The sequence below is a fragment of the Dactylosporangium sp. NPDC005572 genome, from assembly GCF_040605515.1.
In the GTDB taxonomy this organism is placed as follows: Bacteria; Actinomycetota; Actinomycetes; order Mycobacteriales; family Micromonosporaceae; genus Dactylosporangium.
In genome coordinates, this window is sequence record NZ_JBEXCY010000261.1 from 1 (window position 1) to 14,635 (window position 14,635).

Here is a 14,635-nt window from a genome sequence, read left to right on the forward strand (position 1 = left end):
ACACAGCGAGTCCCTCGAGTACAGACCTGTCCACAACCGAACACCCGGGACCGCCTCCGCGCCCGGGACCGCCTCCGCGCCCGGGACTGTTGCCGCGCCCGAGACGGCCACAGTGCCCGGGACCGCCTGCGCGGCGCCCGCGCGGTGGACCGCGTCGGCGACCGCGGTGTCCTGGGGCTCCGGGACGCAGCGCAGGTCGAGCAGCAGCCGCCCGTGCTCGACCCGCCCGACGACGGCCGGCTCGCCGAGCCGCAGCGGCCGGGCCAGCTCCGCCGGCAGCGCGACGGCGACGGACGGCAGCTCCACCTCGGGCGCGCCGCCCCCGCCCACGACGGCCACCGTCTCCACCACGGCGCCGCCGGTCGCAGCGGCCAGCCGCTCGACCCGCGGCCGCAGCTGGGCGACCGTAGCGTGCAGGGCTCGGCGGGTCGGCGTGGCGCCGCCGGTCAGCGTCGCCTCCACGGCGGCGAGGGTGAGTTTGTCGACCCGCAGGGCGCGCGCCAGGGGATGCCGGCGCAGGGTCTCCACGAGGTCCGCCCGCCCGAGCAGCAGCCCGGCCTGCGGCCCGCCGAGCAGCTTGTCGCCGCTGGCGGTGACGAGGTCCGCGCCTTCCCGCAGTACCGTATCCGCATCCGGCTCATCGTGAAGCACGGGATCGGGGGCCAGCAGGCCCGATCCGATGTCGACGACGAGCGGGGCGTCGAGGGTCGCGAGCTGCCGTACCGGCACGGAGGCGACGAACCCGCGCTGGTAGAAGTTCGACGGATGCACCTTCAGCACGAACCCGGTGCGCGGCCCGATGGCGTTTGCGTAGTCTTCGAGTGACGTACGGTTGGTGGTCCCGACCTCCCGCAGCCGCGCCCCGGTGGACTCGAGGAGATCCGGCAGCCGGAACCCGTCCCCGATCTCGACGAGCTCCCCACGGCTCACGACGATCTCCTTGCCGCCGGCCAGCCCGGTGGCAGCCAGGACAAGTGCCGCGGCACCGTTGTTCAGCAGGTGTACCGCATGAGCCCGCGGCACGGCGGCCGCGAGCGCCGCGATCGCTCCGCGCCCCCGCTTCGCCCGCTTGCCGCTGTCAAGGTCAAGCTCCACGTCGGTGTACCCGGCCGCGTTTCGGATGGCGGCGATCGCGGCTTCGGAGAGCGCGGCCCGCCCGAGGTTGGTGTGCAGGACAACCCCGGTAGCGTTGATCACGGCCCGGCCGCGGCCGCTGTGGAGCACCTCGACCACGGCGGCCACGACGTCGTCCGCCTGGAGCTCCCCACGCCGCACCCGTTCGAGCTGCTCCCGCACGACACCTTTGGCCCGAAGGCGATCGACGTCCTTGAGCCGCGGATCGTCGAGCACCCGGTCCGTCCGCGGCACGTTCCGCCGCGGGTCACCTGTCATGCATCGAACGCTAGCAGCGCAGCGACCATACTGTTGCGATGCCGATCTTCCTACCCCCTGAGGCCGCCCACTTCGCCGTGACGGCCGGCGCTCCGGTGATCACGCTTGACGTGGAGCCCCCGCCCGCCTTGGCGGAGGGGGAGTGGTCACTGCTGAACCGCCTGACGATGCTCGTGGTGGACGGCCCGGCCGACGCGGGCTACCTGCTCCCTCGCCTCGGCGCCGCCACCCCGCCGGGCTGGGACGACGCGGTGGAGCGCGCGGCGGGCAGCCACGTCGTCTTCGGCACGACCCCGAACGCCCCGACGGTCTTCGCCCGCGCCCTGTCCTGACGCCGCTGCGGGGCGCTCACTCGGCGGAAGCGGATGGCACAATTTCGAGGATCGTCACTTCCTCGGAAACGGAGCATCGATGCAGAAGGTCGCCAGCCTGATTGATGCGGCAGGGGAAGACCTGCGCGACGATGAGGCCCGGCAGAAGTATCTGGACCGGCTCATCGCGGAATGGCAAAGCGTCGAGACGGCGATGCGCAAGGCCTACTTTGCGCTGCTCCTGCTCGCCGCGGCATACGCGCTCGTGCGGCTGAAGAACGTGTCGGAACTGAGCCTGGGCCCGGTGAAGCTTTCCAAGGTCGACCCGGTCCGCATCTTCATCCCCGCGCTGATGAGCTACTTCACCTACCAGGTCAGTGCGCTCTTCTGCTGCTCGGCAGCCTTCGAACGAGTCTTCTACGGAATCACGAGAAAGTTCCATCCGGGCCTCTTCAAGACGGATCTCGACATGCTCATGATACCGTCGGCGGGCTCGATTCTTTCGCCCGAGCTGCCAGGGTGGAGCGGCTTCGGTGCCGCGCGCGACCGGATGCGGGCGTTCATCGTGGTCAAGAACCTCGTCATATTGGCATTGCCTTTCGTTCTCACGGTTCTGGCGCAGATCTACTCCATAATGGACTCCGGCCTTCGCGGCCTGGTGGTCGCGTCACTGGCCGTCGTGCTGTTCTTCCTCGTCTACGCCGCAATCCAGATCGCGCACGGAGTCCGCCTGGTCGACCTGTAGGCGTCTCAGTGTGTTGTTCCGGCATGGTGACCGAAATGCCCGGGCCACAAGTGGGCAGCCCGGCAGCTCGCCAATTCACCCGGCGACGCCAGCTGCGAGGTCCGGCCACCCGTGGAGCTGTGAGCGGGTCAGCCATCCAGCAGTTTGAAGGCGTCGTTGAGCATGAACAGGCCGGCCCCGGCGAAGATGACGCCGACGACGCGGGCGAGCAACATCGCGTCCTGCACCCGTCTGGCGACCTCCCGTGGGCCGGGCGGCGGCGCCCACGGGTTGAACAGGCTGTTTGGCGACCGGCGCACTGCTTTTCGGGCAAAATGGGAGGTGAAGCCCCGGAAGTTGACAGCCAGGGCCGCGCCGACGAGAAAGAACGCCAGGCTGAAAGCGATCGGGGCGATGTGGCGCATACGAGGAACGTATCGCGGTGGCGAAACTCGTGTGGTCATCCGCGACCTCGATGGACTGTTGATGTGCACACCAATGACCATGGCGCTGTGCGGTCGGTCGTCGAGCTGTCGTCGACGCCCGCTGTCGAACCTGCGCTCCCGCCCCCGAAGGCGCAGCTCGTTTCCGGCCGTGATGCTCTGAACAGCGCAAACGTTGGCGCTGGATTCAGTCATGCACGAGCTTCGGCGTCCATTCGGCGCGGCCCCGGTGGCTTGCACCGCAGACTTCCGAGGAGCCGGGGCGAGAGCGGACACGCACAGGCAGCTGGGCTCAGACAACCCCCTGGGTCGGGCTGACTCAGGCTGGACACGCCGAAGCCTCGACGCTCTCCGGACTCCGGAATCTGCCGCCCGGCCGCGTGCCGCGGCGCCGCGCTATCGGATGCCAGTACCTACCGGGTCAAAACTGTGAACGGACGAGATTCAGACGACTCCGGCCGACCTGTCTGGCCCGGTCTCGCAACTCGTCCGCAGAGGCGCCCCGCAGCAGAGCCTCGATGTCCTCGTACTGACTCCGTTCCTCCGCGCTGAGGAGGTGCCGAGAAGGACCGAGGCCCTCCAGGTGGAAAGCCGCGTTACGGGCTGTCATCGAACAGTCCTCCACATTGGCCATCGTGGGCCCAACTGGAGGTTCGGGCAGATCAGTAGCCTGTTTGGCCGCCGGCGGTGAGGCGTGCTGCCGCGTCGGCGGGTGTGTCGTCGTAGCCGGGCCGGGCCAGGAGTACCGATTGGAAGAAGTGACCCTGTTCCTCATCCGGGTCGTCGTCTGCGGCGAACGGTCGCCACAGGGCGAGGTATAGCTCCCGTGCGGTGAAGCCGTCATCGTCCTCGTTCGGCCTGAGGTTCACGTGGCGGCGTAGGCGCTCCACGACTTCCAGCGCGGGCAGCCCGAAAAGGTCTACGTCGCGGTACCGCACGACGTCCCGCTCGATCGGACGCCACACCTCGATCGCGTTGACCCGGTCCCTTGTCCGCCCAACTCCGAAGCCCAGGCTGAACTCAAGCCCGCTCGGTAGGTGCAGCGCAACCTCACCGTGGGCGGTGGAACTCAGCGGGCCGAGCGTCTCAAGCGCGGCACGGGCCTCGTCGATCGTCATCCCGAGCCGCAGCGGACCGACCCCCTGCCGCGGCTCCAGCGCGAACTCCATGCGCTGATCGTCGCAGCCCTCTCGTCGGGTGCAAGAACTGGGCGTGAAGCCGCACGTGTCATCCACGTCCCGAGCCGTACGAGGCTCGATCACCGAACAATAGACGGATGCGCGCGAGGCGTTCTGCGCCTTGGTCCGAAGAGTCTTTCGGAAGTTCGGCAACTCGGCGAGGAGCACGCCAACGCACACGAAGATCCCGACTGGGGGCCAGGAGGGAACGGCTCGGCGCCGGATCGGGGACACCCTCGACCTGGACGCCGTGGATCTGCCACGCACAGTGAGCACGCCCCAGTGCCGATGAGGTCAAGTGAGACAAGTGTCGGTGCCGGGTCAGGGCCTCCGGATGATCTCTATTATGCGAGGTCACCGGGGGTCTGCTGGCGAAAGAGCTGGTTGGCGGAAGCGGACGGGAATCGAACCCGCCTGGCCCGGATGCCGGACCACCTCGGTTTTGAAGACCGGTCGACGCACGCAACGCCAGCAGCAACAACGGTCCGTCGCCGGATTCCGTTGCCGCCGATTTGCCGTGGCCCGAGGCTGCGACGTCGCCGCTGGGCTGGTTCCGCCTGAAGCGCTAACCGGTCGTGACCGAAAGTATCGGTCATTCCACACCGCGTAGGGCCTATCCTTACCCTCCGCAAATATTGATCGTGCCAGGGAACGACCGCTGCTAAACAATACGGGCGAGAGGGCGATATGGGCTTCTATCTCCGGACAAGCCTGAAGGCAGGTCCCTTTCGATTCAACCTGTCGCCGTCGGGTGTAGGTGTCTCGGTCGGTGTGCCTGGGTTCCGGGTCGGCGCTGGACCTCGCGGCAACTACATCCGCGTCGCCGGTCTCGGTGCCACCTATTTCGGAGGTCTGGCGCCCACGGCTGTACCGCACGCCGTAACGCCCGGTGCGCAGCCCGTGCGCCCCAACGATGGTGTCGTCATGCAGGAACTAACCGGTACCCCGGTGCAGCACCTCGTCGCGGTGCACCCGTCTGACCTGATCAACCAGATCCAAACCGCAGCGCAACGGCGGTCGTTGTGGCCCTGGGCCGCCGCCGTCATTACGCTCTTGTCCTTGGTCACTGCGCCGTACGGGCTGCTGCTACTCCTACCCGGGGCGCCGGCCGTTTGGTGGTTGCGACAGCGTGACCTTGCTCGACGCTCCGTCGTGGTTTTCTACCAGGTCGAGGACGCGCCTGCGGCGAAGTATGAGCACTTCACCGGGAGCAGTGGCTTCGTCAGCCGGGTCCAGCGGGTCTGGCAAGTCGAAGCGGAGGGCCTACTGCATACCACCCACCAGCGAAAGGTGAACTCCGGAGCCAGCGCGCTCATCCGTCGTAGCGCCGGCGCATTGGATCTGACTGGGCCGCCCATACTTGTCACGAACATCGCCGTCCCGAGCCTCCAGGGCAAAGACCGGTCCGTGTATTTCCTTCCGGACCGGATTCTCGTCCGGCACGGAAATCAGTACGCCGACCTTCCGTATGTCGCAGTCAGCGCTCACATGGAGCCGCAACGGTTTATCGAAACCGAAACCCCACCGACTGACTCTCACTGCGTCGACACGACGTGGAAGTACGTGAATAAATCGGGCGGCCCGGACCGCCGGTACAACAACAACCGGCAGTTGCCTATCATGCTGTACGGCCGGCTCACTCTGACAACCCCGCAGGGATTGCTAATGGTGTGGGACTTCTCCCGGCCCGATGTTGCCGCATCCCTCGCGGACGCGCTGAACCGGATGCAATAGTCGACACCGGCTCGTTGGTCCCAGAGCCTCGGCTGATCCCCTCGATGCGAACCACCCGCAGGGCGGACCGGCAGGATGTCCGAGGCTGCCGAGCAGCTTGCGAACGCTTGATCCGGTCGGGGTTCGGCGGCGTCGGTTGCTGTACTCCGCTGCTGTACTGCACGGACAGCGGAATCTAGTCGTCTGAAGTTCGGATTTCGAGTGAATCCGTCTCGTGAATTCCGTAAACGTGAATGAGGGTATCGTGGACCTTCCTAGCAAGGTCCACGGAAAAGGTTCCCCTGTCCTTTGGGAAAGCGAAATCGCGATTGAAGTTCGGAATGCTCGCATCGGGCAGTTCCCACCCCTCTTCCACAAGCATTGCTTCTTGACTCTCGGTCAACCAGTGCCAGCGGGGTAGAAATTCTGAGGATACTAATTCTACGTAAATGCCACGAACACTCCGCATGAACTGCGCATAGAAGCCAGCAAGGCCGTGAATTTCCAAAATGAAGTAGCTATGGTCGGTAGTCTTCCGCCATCTCGGCTTGGCGGAAAGATTATCGATCGCATGTGCGATTATGTCGATTCGCTCTCGAACGAATTTCCCTCGCGCCGCCGCATCCGCGAATTCCAAATCCCCGACGCCCGCGTCAATATTCAAGAACTGCTCGCGGACATGTCGCATCTTAGGTTGATCCAAGATTGCAACCACGCGTTCCAGATGGTAGATGTCACATCGTCCGCTGGCTGCCTTATCCAGATCACGTCGTTCCGACAATGAAATTTCTTGATTGCATACAAATGCCATGCCGCTAACGCCATTCGCGACAACTCCCGCCAGATCACCCACAAATTTCTTCTTGATTACGTTGAATGGCTGCTGTCCACGCGGAAAGTAGACTGCCATTATCCATTGCAGCCCATTGCGGAGCATAGTCGCATCTTTCTTTCCGTCACGTCCGCCCAATGGATGGCTCGGATCTACACGCTGGTAGCCGTCGCTCAGCAGGATCTGCGCTGCCAATCGTTCTGACGGCCCCTGGCCTGACGTCCACACAAGCAGCCTTTGCCAGGTCTCATCCCATCGATGCGCCATCCGATGATTGTGCCTTGCTCCGTACTCAGTGGCCGAGAGCGATTCCGCAATCTCGCGTCAAGGCAACCTTGACGTCGTACCGAGGGCGGGGCGGCGCGCAAGGTTAGAGGGCAGGCCACCGGCCTGCCCGCCCCCACTGCCCGAAGGGTCGCAGAGGCTCCGGGGTCCAGGGCGGCCGAAGGCCGTCGCTTGCGACGCGAAGCGCCCTTGACTCCGGAGGGGCGGCCCGGCACACTGCGCGCCGCCCCGCCCGCCGTGTCCTGTCCGGCGCCGGCGGCCCGCACTCCGCGCCAGCCGATGGGCGTCGGCCTGGTCGCCGGCGAGCGGCTGATCGAGCTGGCGGCTAGGCGCCCAAGCGGCGGCGCGTGCGGCCCGTTTCGGGCCGCCTTGAAGACGTACAGAAAGTTTGCACATGCCGACCACCCGACACGATGTCGGGTCCCGGCACATGCTTGACACTCGCGTCCCACCACATGCTTGACAGTGGCTGTGTTCGGTCGTTGATCACGATGGTTTGTGGATCTCGTGGTCGGGGGGCCGGGATTGGCACTGGTTGCTTTGTCGAAGGTGGAACAGCGGTACCGGGCTGTGCTCGCGTTGCGGTCCGGGGAGCGGGTTGGTGAGGTCGCGCAGCGGTTGGCGGTGTCGCGGCAGAGTGTGCACACCTGGTTGAGCCGCTATGCGGAGGCGGGTTTGGCCGGGTTGGAGGATCGGTCCCGCCGGCCGGAGTCCTGCTCGCATCAGGCGTCGGCGGAGGTGGAGGCGGCGGTGTGCGAGTTGCGCCGGGCGCATCCGCGGTGGGGTGCGCGGCGGATCGAGTTCGAGCTCGGTCGTAACGGCTGCCCGGGGCGGGTGCCGTCACGGATGACGGTGTACCGGATCCTGGTGCGTCACGGGCTGCTGCGGCCGGTGAAGCGGGGCCGGCAGCGCAAGGATTACAAGCGCTGGCAGCGGGACGCGCCGATGGAGTTGTGGCAGATGGACATCGTCGGCGGGATCCTGCTGCCCGGTGGGGTGGAGGCGAAGGTGGTCACCTGCGTGGACGACCACTCCCGGTTCGCGGTCGCTGTGCGCCGAGCCACGGGCCGGGCCGTGTGTGGTGCGTTCGCTGAGGCCCTTGTCCGGTACGGGATTCCCGAAGAGATGCTCACCGACAATGGCAAGCAGTTCACCGACCGGTTCGGCCAGGGCGGTGAGGTGTTGTTCGACCGGATCTGCCGGGAGAACGGCATCGTGCACCGGCTCACGCAGCCCGCATCGCCCACCACGACGGGGAAGGTGGAACGGTTCCATCAGACGCTGCGCCGGGGACTGCTCGACGACGTCGGCGAGTTCACCGACCTGGCTGCCGCGCAGGCCGCGGTCGATCGGTTCCTGCACGAGTACAACACCAACCGGCCGCACCAGTCCCTGGACATGGCGTTTCCCGCAGACCGGTTCTAGCCCAGCACCGCCGCCGACGGCGCGGCACTGCTGCCGCTGAAGCTGCCCAGCATCCTGGACGTGACGCCGGCATCCCCGCAGCCGCCGGTGTCCGCCGCTGCGGCGCAACAAAGCACCGCCCTGGTGCCTGCTCCGGTCACTCCGATCGTTCCGGCGCAGGTGTCGTCCGGCCGTTGGGCCGGTGGTGCGATTGAGTTCGATCGGGTTGTGCCGCCGTCGGGGAATCTGCAGGTCGCGGGGAAACAGTTCTGGCTCGGTCCGGCCCGCTCGGGCATCACCGTGACGTTCTGGGCCGACACGGACGTTATCCATCTGCTGATCGCCGGCACCCGGCTCAAGTCGGTGCGCTCCCACTTGTCCGTCAACGACCTGGCCATGCTGCTGCGCAACGGTGGCCGCCCGGCTGGGCCGCCGCCGCTGCCCGTGGCCGCCGATGCCGATCCCGCCGGCGCGGTTGAGGTCGACCGGACCGTGAACGCCGCCGGCCACGTCTCACTGGGTCAGCATGTGGTGCTGGCGGCCGAGATCCTCGCCGGGCGGCGGGTGAGCATCCGCATCGACGCCCAGACGCTGATGTTCCTCGACCCTGACACGCGGGAGCTGTTGCGCACCCGCGCCAACCCGCTGACCCCGGCCGAGATGGGGCGGCTGCGATCGGCCCGCCCCGCCGGGCCGCCACCACAGCCTCCGACCGGTCCGGTGCGCGTCCAGCGCCGCGCCTCCAACACCGGGACCGTCATGGTCGCCGGCCAGAAGGTCGCGCTCGGCCGGGTCCACGCCGGCAAGACCATCACCATCGAGGTGTGCGAGACGGAGCTGGCCATCTGCTGCGACGACGGCACCCGCACCATACGACGCACCACCGACCAAGCCGTCACCAGGATCAAAGCCCACCGACCCCGCAAGACGGAAACGCTCACCCCGACGGAGCCGGCCTGCCGCAACTAGAGGATCTTGAGGTAGTACACCAGGGTCCATGACCAGCCGGGTTGATGCTCCCGGCCGACCTCCTGGTAACCCAGGCTGCGATAAAACGCCATGGCCTCCGGCTGGTTCGTTGCGGTGTCTAGGTGCGTCTCCCGCATGCCCAACTCGAGCGCCCGTTGCTCCAGCGCGGTCATCAACGCTCGGCCGACCCCGCGCCGACGTGTCGCCGGATGCACCCGCACCCGCAGCACCTCAGCCCGTCCCTTCGGCGATGGCTTGATACCACCCATGCCGACCAGGTGACCTCCGAGCTCGACGACCAGGAAGTCGCCGCCAACTCCCAGAAACGAAGCTGGTATGTCCGCGAGATCGGAAAACCCGGCCGGCGGCTCATACGTCGGCGGCAACGGCAGCGGCACGCCCGGGTCCGCAGTGGCACCGATGTTCGGCAGGTTGTTCAACGCCCACACTATGGGCGCATCAGCGGTCCGGAACCTCCTGATGGTCACCACCATGCCGCGCAGCCTTACATCCCGACGCTCAAACCGCGACCGACTATCCCGCCGCCGTTACGATGAGCCGGACGTATCCCTAGGCCACCTGTCCAACATCAGCTGAGACGGAAACGTCAAGCATCAGGTGGGACTCGACAGACCACCCGACACGACCACCCGACACGACCACTCGGCACGGCCGCTAGGCCGCCTGTTGCCCAGTGGGTTCGGTGCCGTCCTGAAGGTAGGCCGGCCGTTCAGAGGACCGCGCGGCTAGCGTTGCTCGTAGCCGACGGCTAAGGCGGGGAATAGTGAGCTGGTCTAGGTCGCCCGGGTCGGCGAACGTGTACTCGTCGATCTCGTCAGGCTGGAAGCGGATCGCCGCAAGTTGCTCGGCGCTCAGCGTGCCCCCATCGAAGATGAACAAAACCTTGTCGCCCTCCTGGAGTCGACTGGGCGGATGATCCCACCGTGATTCTGGAGGAGCGGGCGTTGAAGCATCGGCCTGCCTCCGCGACCCGATCGGTGCCTGCGGCGCCTCCGCTCGTCCGTGCCCTCCGGTGGCACCTGGCAGCCTATGGCCATGCTCCCGATGGCCGGCTGTTCTTCGTGCCGGGCCATGGCGACAAGCCTGTGTCCAAGTGGACCTACAACAACGCATGGCGACGAACACGGGCGGCGGCGTTGACAGCTGCCCAGCAGCGCACACCGCTCGCAGCGCGACCCTATGACCTCCGTCACGCGGCCGTGTCGCTGTGGCTCAACGCTGGTGTGCCCGCGACCCAGGTTGCCGAGTGGGCGGGCCACAGCGTCCATGTCCTGTTGAAGGTCTACGCCAAGTGCATCGAGGGCCAGGAGGGAACCGCCAGGCGCCGGATCGGGGACGCCCTCGGCCTGGACGACGACGAGGGTCCAGCGCTCTGAAGATCTTTGCCGTGGATTTGCCGCGCGCACTGAGCGCGACCCGGTGCCGGTGAGATCGAGTGAGACGAGCATCGAGGCAGGACTGGGTCCCCGGATGATCTCTATTATGCGAGGTCACCGGGGGTCTGCTGGCGAGAGAGCTGGTTGGCGGAAGCGGACGGGAATCGAACCCGCCTGGCCCGGGTGCCGGACCACCTCGGTTTTGAAGACCGGGAGGGGCACCAGCCACCCGCACGCCTCCACCGCCACCCTAGCAATACGCTCGGACCCATGACGTACGCCGACGTGAACGAGGTCTCCCTGTGGTTCGAGGAGCATGGCGAAGGCGCGCCGCTCGTCCTCCTGCACGGGGGGTTCTGGTCGATCCCCGTGTTCGGCGAGTTGCTGCCCGCCCTCGCCGGGCGGCGGAAGGTTGTTGCCGTCGAGCTTCAGGGGCATGGGCATACGGCTGACGTCCAGCGGCTGCTCGCCTACGAGACGCTCGCGGACGACGTCGCGGGGCTCATCAGAGCGCGATACCACGCACCCGTCGACGTCATGGGGTACTCGCTCGGGGCCGGCACCGCGACCAGGGTCGCCATCCAGCACCCCGAGCTGGTCAGGAACCTCGTCGTCGTCTCCACCGTCGCCAGGAGTGCCGGGTGGTATCCGGAGGTGCGCGAGGGCATGGCGCAACTCGACGCCGAGGCGATGCGGCAGAGTCCGCTGTACCAGCAGTACAAAAGTGTCGCACCCAGGCCCGAGGACTGGCCGGTGCTCGTCGGCAAGATGGGCGAGCTGCTGCGGCGGGACTACGACTGGTCGCGGGAGATTGCCGGGATCCGGGCGCGGACCATGCTCGTGTTCGCTGACGCCGACTCGATGCCGGTCACGCACATCGCGGAGTTCTACGGGCTGCTCGGCGGCGGGCAGCGCGACGCGCGGTGGGACGGGGCGCTGCGGCCCGCGGCCCGGCTCGCGGTGCTGCCAGGGCGGACCCACTACGACGTCATGGCCGACCCGCAGCTCCCCGCGCTGGTCGACGGGTTCCTGAACTAGATGGACATCCGACTGCTCGGGCCCCTGGAGGTCAGGGACCGCGACGGCAACGCCATCGACATCGGCGGCGCGCGCCTGCGGATCCTGCTGATCCTGCTCGCGTTGGAGCCCGGCAAGGTCGTCACCGCCGGGCGGCTCATCGACGGCATCTGGGGCGACCAGCCGCCCAGCGGCGCCGGCAACGCGCTGCAGTCGCTCGTCTCGCGGCTACGCCGGGTGCTGCCCGACGGGGTCATCCAGGCCCGGCCCGCCGGGTACCTGCTCGACGTCGAACCCGACGACGTCGACTGCTTCCGGTTCGAAAGTACCAAGGAGCAAGCACTCTGGCGGGGCACCGCGCTCAGCGACGCGGGGGACGCGCCGTGGGCGCTGAGCTGGCGGGCCCGGTTCGACGAGGCAAGGCTGGCCGCCGCCGAGGCCGGGACGCTCGACGTCGCCGACCTGGAGGCCCTGGTCGCCGCGCACCCGCACCGGGAGCGCCTCGCCGGGCTGCTCATGCGGGCGCTGCACGAGCAGCAGCGAACCGCCGAGGCGCTCATGGTGTTCGAGCGGTACCGCCGCCGCCTCGCCGACGAGCTCGGGGCGGACCCGTCGCCGGCGCTGGCCGGGGTGCACGTCGAGCTGCTGCGGGCCGGCGAGCCGGCCGTCCAGGGCAACCTGCGCACCCCGCTGACCAGTTTCGTCGGCCGGGACGTGGAGGTACGCAACCTGGCCAAGACCATCGCGTCGAACCGGCTGGTGACGCTCGTCGGGCCGGGCGGGGCCGGGAAGACGCGCCTGTCGCTGGAGGCGGGCCGGGCCCTCGCCCCGCCGCCGCCCGACGGGGTGTGGCTGGTGGAGCTGGCCCCGGTGACCGCCCCGGCCGACGTCGTGCAGGCGGTGTGGGCGGCGCTCGGCATGCGCGACCCGGCCGGTGGCGCGGGGAAGGGGCTGCTGCCGGGCGGTCGCGACGGGTCCGACTCGACCGGCCGGCTGTGCAACGCGCTCGCGCCGCGGCGGCTGACGCTCGTGCTCGACAACTGCGAGCACGTGGTCGCGGCCGCCGCCGAGCTGGCCGACCGGCTGCTCGGCGCCTGCCCGGACCTGCACGTGCTGGCCACCAGCCGCGAGCCGCTCGGGATCACCGGCGAGGTGCTGCACCCGGTCGAGCCGCTGCCGCTACCCCCGGCGGACGCGGATCCGGCGAGCGCGCGGGACTTCGCCGCGGTGCTCCTGTTCCAGGATCGGGCGGCTATGGTACGGCCGGAGCTCGCCACCGATCGGCACAGCATCGCGGCCGTGGTCCGCATCTGCCGCGCCCTCGACGGCATGCCCCTCGCGATCGAGCTGGCCGCCGCCCGGTGCCGCACGCTGACCCCGGCCCAGATCGCCGACCGGCTCGACGACCGGTTCCGGCTGCTGACCCGCGGCAGCCGCACGGCCCTGCCCCGGCACCAGACCCTGCGGGCGACCGTCGACTGGAGCTGGGAGCTGCTCGACGCGGCCGAGCGGGCGATGCTGCGCCGCCTGGCCGTGTTCCCGGGCGGGGCGACGCTCGAGTCGGCCGCCGCGGTCTGCGACCCCGGCGGTGCGCTCGGCGACCCGCTGGAACTGCTCACCACGCTGGTGGACAAGTCGCTGCTGCTCGTCGACGACGCCGGGCGGTACCGCATGCTGGAGACCATCCGCGCCTACGGCCTGGAACGCCTCGACGAACATGGCGAGACCACGGCGCTGCGGGCCCGGCACGGGGCCTGGTTCCTCGACCTCATCGAGCGGCTGGAGGGCCGGCTGCGCATCCGCGACCAGCTGGAGGCCCTCGCCGCGATCAGCGCCGAGCACGACAACGTCCACGGCGCGCTGCGCCGGGCGATCGCCGACGGCGACGCCGCCACCGCCGCCCGGTTCGTCGCCGGCGTCGGCTGGTACTGGTGGCTCGGCGGCCACCGGGTCGAGGGCGCCGCGCTCGCCGCCGCCGCGCTCACGCTGCCCGGCGAGGTCGACCCCGACGTGCGCGCCCTCGCCTGCGGGGTGGCCGCGGTCAACGGGTTCGACGGGCTCGGCGACACCGAGATGCTGAGCGAGTGGTTCCAGGAGGCGCTGACCTATCGCGGCCCCAGCTCGATGTTCCGGCTGTTCGAGGCGGTCGCCGGCCTGTACCGGGAGGGCCCGACACCCGAGGTCCTGGCCCGCATCGAGCGCCTCGCCGACGACCCCGAGCCGTGGACGGCCAGCCTCGGCCACCTGCTGCACGGCCACACGCTGCTCAACGTCGGCGGCCGGTTCGGCGAGGCCGCCGGCGAGTTCCGCGCGTCGCTGGACGGGTTCCGCAGGCTCGGCGAGCGGTGGGGCATGGCGTTCGCGCTCGCGGCGCTGGCCGAGGTCCTCGCCCGGGAGGGCCGGCACGAGGAGGCGGTCGGGCACTTCGAAGAGGCGCTGCGGTACCTCCGCGCGCTCGGCGCCACCGAGGACCGCCCGGTCACCGAGGTCCGGCTGGCCCAGCTGTACGCGCTGCTGGGCCGGTCCGACCGGGCCGAGGAGACCCTCGCCGAGGCACGGCACACGGCCCGGCGGTCGGGGGTGCCGGACAGCATCGCATTCGTCGAGTACGCGTTCGCGCACCGGGCGCTGCGCATCGGCGACCTCGACCAGGCCCGGGCCCGCTTCGCGCACGCCCTCGCGATCGTCGGCGACAACCGGGTCTCGCCGCAGATGATGGCCATGCTCACCAGCGGCCGCGCGCTGCTGCTCGCGCTCGACGGCGACCGGGCCGGCGCCGGGGCCGCGCTGCGGGACGCGTTCACGCATGCCCGCACCTCGTTCGACGCCCCGGTCATCGGCACGGTCCTCGATGACGCCGCCGAGATCGCGCTGGTGCTCGGCGACCCGGCCTGGGCGGTCACGCTGCTCGCGGCGGCCGAGGCCGTGCGCGGCGGGCCGGACCACACCCGGCCGTGGACCGCGCAGGTC

General features: G+C 68.8%; 13 protein-coding genes and 1 tRNA gene. 8 read left to right on the forward strand and 6 right to left on the reverse strand.

All coding sequences use genetic code 11. The features are described from left to right. Window positions 1–1,392: L-seryl-tRNA(Sec) selenium transferase (gene selA, locus ABZS66_RS54765; protein WP_354771749.1), on the reverse strand; the 1,392-nt coding region annotated here is incomplete at its 3' end. A 38-nt stretch (window positions 1,393–1,430) separates the two neighbouring features. Between selA and ABZS66_RS54770 the strand changes: the two genes are divergently transcribed. Both ABZS66_RS54770 and ABZS66_RS54775 read left to right on the forward strand, forming a co-directional pair. Further along, window positions 1,431–1,724 carry a hypothetical protein gene (locus ABZS66_RS54770; protein WP_354771751.1) on the forward strand — a complete coding sequence of 98 codons (294 nt, stop codon included), beginning with the start codon at window positions 1,431–1,433 and terminating at the stop codon, window positions 1,722–1,724. A gap of 79 nt (window positions 1,725–1,803) precedes the next feature. Next, on the forward strand, window positions 1,804–2,448 hold the full coding sequence (locus tag ABZS66_RS54775; RefSeq protein ID WP_354771753.1) for a hypothetical protein: 645 nt from the start codon (window positions 1,804–1,806) through the stop codon (window positions 2,446–2,448). A gap of 128 nt (window positions 2,449–2,576) precedes the next feature. Here ABZS66_RS54775 and ABZS66_RS54780 read toward each other — a convergent pair whose 3' ends face one another. Then, window positions 2,577–2,852: a hypothetical protein gene (locus tag ABZS66_RS54780; protein WP_354771755.1), complete on the reverse strand. Its 276-nt coding sequence runs from the start codon at window positions 2,850–2,852 to the stop codon at window positions 2,577–2,579. A gap of 680 nt (window positions 2,853–3,532) precedes the next feature. Further along, complete coding sequence (locus tag ABZS66_RS54785; protein ID WP_354771757.1) at window positions 3,533–4,039, reverse strand: hypothetical protein; 507 nt, start codon at window positions 4,037–4,039, stop codon at window positions 3,533–3,535. A gap of 696 nt (window positions 4,040–4,735) precedes the next feature. Between ABZS66_RS54785 and ABZS66_RS54790 the strand changes: the two genes are divergently transcribed. Then, window positions 4,736–5,782, forward strand: coding sequence for a DUF4236 domain-containing protein (locus tag ABZS66_RS54790; RefSeq protein WP_354771759.1), 1,047 nt, complete (start codon window positions 4,736–4,738; stop codon window positions 5,780–5,782). Between the two features lie 175 nt (window positions 5,783–5,957). On the opposite strand, the gene ABZS66_RS54795 is transcribed toward ABZS66_RS54790, so the two are convergent. Beyond that, window positions 5,958–6,860, reverse strand: a complete 903-nt coding sequence (locus ABZS66_RS54795) for a hypothetical protein (RefSeq protein WP_354771761.1) — start codon at window positions 6,858–6,860, stop codon at window positions 5,958–5,960. 567 nt (window positions 6,861–7,427) lie between these two features. On the opposite strand from ABZS66_RS54795, the gene ABZS66_RS54800 reads away from it, so the two are divergent. Beyond that, window positions 7,428–8,303 (forward strand): IS481 family transposase, encoded by an 876-nt coding sequence (locus ABZS66_RS54800; RefSeq protein WP_354771763.1) that lies wholly within the window; start codon window positions 7,428–7,430, stop codon window positions 8,301–8,303. Window positions 8,304–8,390: 87 nt separating this feature from the next. Beyond that, the gene (locus ABZS66_RS54805) at window positions 8,391–9,251 is read left to right on the forward strand and encodes a hypothetical protein (RefSeq protein ID WP_354771765.1); all 861 of its coding nucleotides are present in this window, start codon (window positions 8,391–8,393) and stop codon (window positions 9,249–9,251) included. Here the strand turns inward: ABZS66_RS54805 and ABZS66_RS54810 are convergent. Continuing rightward, window positions 9,248–9,745: a GNAT family N-acetyltransferase gene (locus ABZS66_RS54810; protein ID WP_354771767.1), complete on the reverse strand. Its 498-nt coding sequence runs from the start codon at window positions 9,743–9,745 to the stop codon at window positions 9,248–9,250. The genes ABZS66_RS54805 and ABZS66_RS54810 overlap by 4 nt on opposite strands. A gap of 450 nt (window positions 9,746–10,195) precedes the next feature. Here ABZS66_RS54810 and ABZS66_RS54815 point away from each other — a divergent pair, with 450 nt between their 5' ends. After that, window positions 10,196–10,648, forward strand: coding sequence for a hypothetical protein (locus ABZS66_RS54815; RefSeq protein ID WP_354771769.1), 453 nt, complete (start codon window positions 10,196–10,198; stop codon window positions 10,646–10,648). Between the two features lie 145 nt (window positions 10,649–10,793). On the opposite strand, the gene ABZS66_RS54820 is transcribed toward ABZS66_RS54815, so the two are convergent. Beyond that, window positions 10,794–10,889: transfer RNA gene (locus ABZS66_RS54820), tRNA-Sec, on the reverse strand. 29 nt (window positions 10,890–10,918) lie between these two features. Between ABZS66_RS54820 and ABZS66_RS54825 the strand changes: the two genes are divergently transcribed. Both ABZS66_RS54825 and ABZS66_RS54830 read left to right on the forward strand, forming a co-directional pair. Further along, window positions 10,919–11,686, forward strand: a complete 768-nt coding sequence (locus ABZS66_RS54825) for an alpha/beta hydrolase (RefSeq protein ID WP_354771771.1) — start codon at window positions 10,919–10,921, stop codon at window positions 11,684–11,686. Beyond that, window positions 11,687–14,635: BTAD domain-containing putative transcriptional regulator (locus tag ABZS66_RS54830; protein WP_354771773.1), on the forward strand; the 2,949-nt coding region annotated here is incomplete at its 3' end.

Bases quoted from the DNA above. Each gene is read 5' to 3' on its own strand.
- ABZS66_RS54770 (WP_354771751.1), top strand. From the start codon at position 1,431: ATGCCGATCTTCCTACCCCCTGAGGCCGCCCACTTCGCCGTGACGGCC.
- ABZS66_RS54775 (WP_354771753.1), top strand. From the start codon at position 1,804: ATGCAGAAGGTCGCCAGCCTGATTGATGCGGCAGGGGAAGACCTGCGC.
- ABZS66_RS54780 (WP_354771755.1), bottom strand. From the start codon at position 2,852: ATGCGCCACATCGCCCCGATCGCTTTCAGCCTGGCGTTCTTTCTCGTC.
- ABZS66_RS54785 (WP_354771757.1), bottom strand. From the start codon at position 4,039: ATGGAGTTCGCGCTGGAGCCGCGGCAGGGGGTCGGTCCGCTGCGGCTC.
- ABZS66_RS54790 (WP_354771759.1), top strand. From the start codon at position 4,736: ATGGGCTTCTATCTCCGGACAAGCCTGAAGGCAGGTCCCTTTCGATTC.
- ABZS66_RS54795 (WP_354771761.1), bottom strand. From the start codon at position 6,860: ATGGCGCATCGATGGGATGAGACCTGGCAAAGGCTGCTTGTGTGGACG.
- ABZS66_RS54810 (WP_354771767.1), bottom strand. From the start codon at position 9,745: ATGGTGGTGACCATCAGGAGGTTCCGGACCGCTGATGCGCCCATAGTG.
- ABZS66_RS54825 (WP_354771771.1), top strand. From the start codon at position 10,919: ATGACGTACGCCGACGTGAACGAGGTCTCCCTGTGGTTCGAGGAGCAT.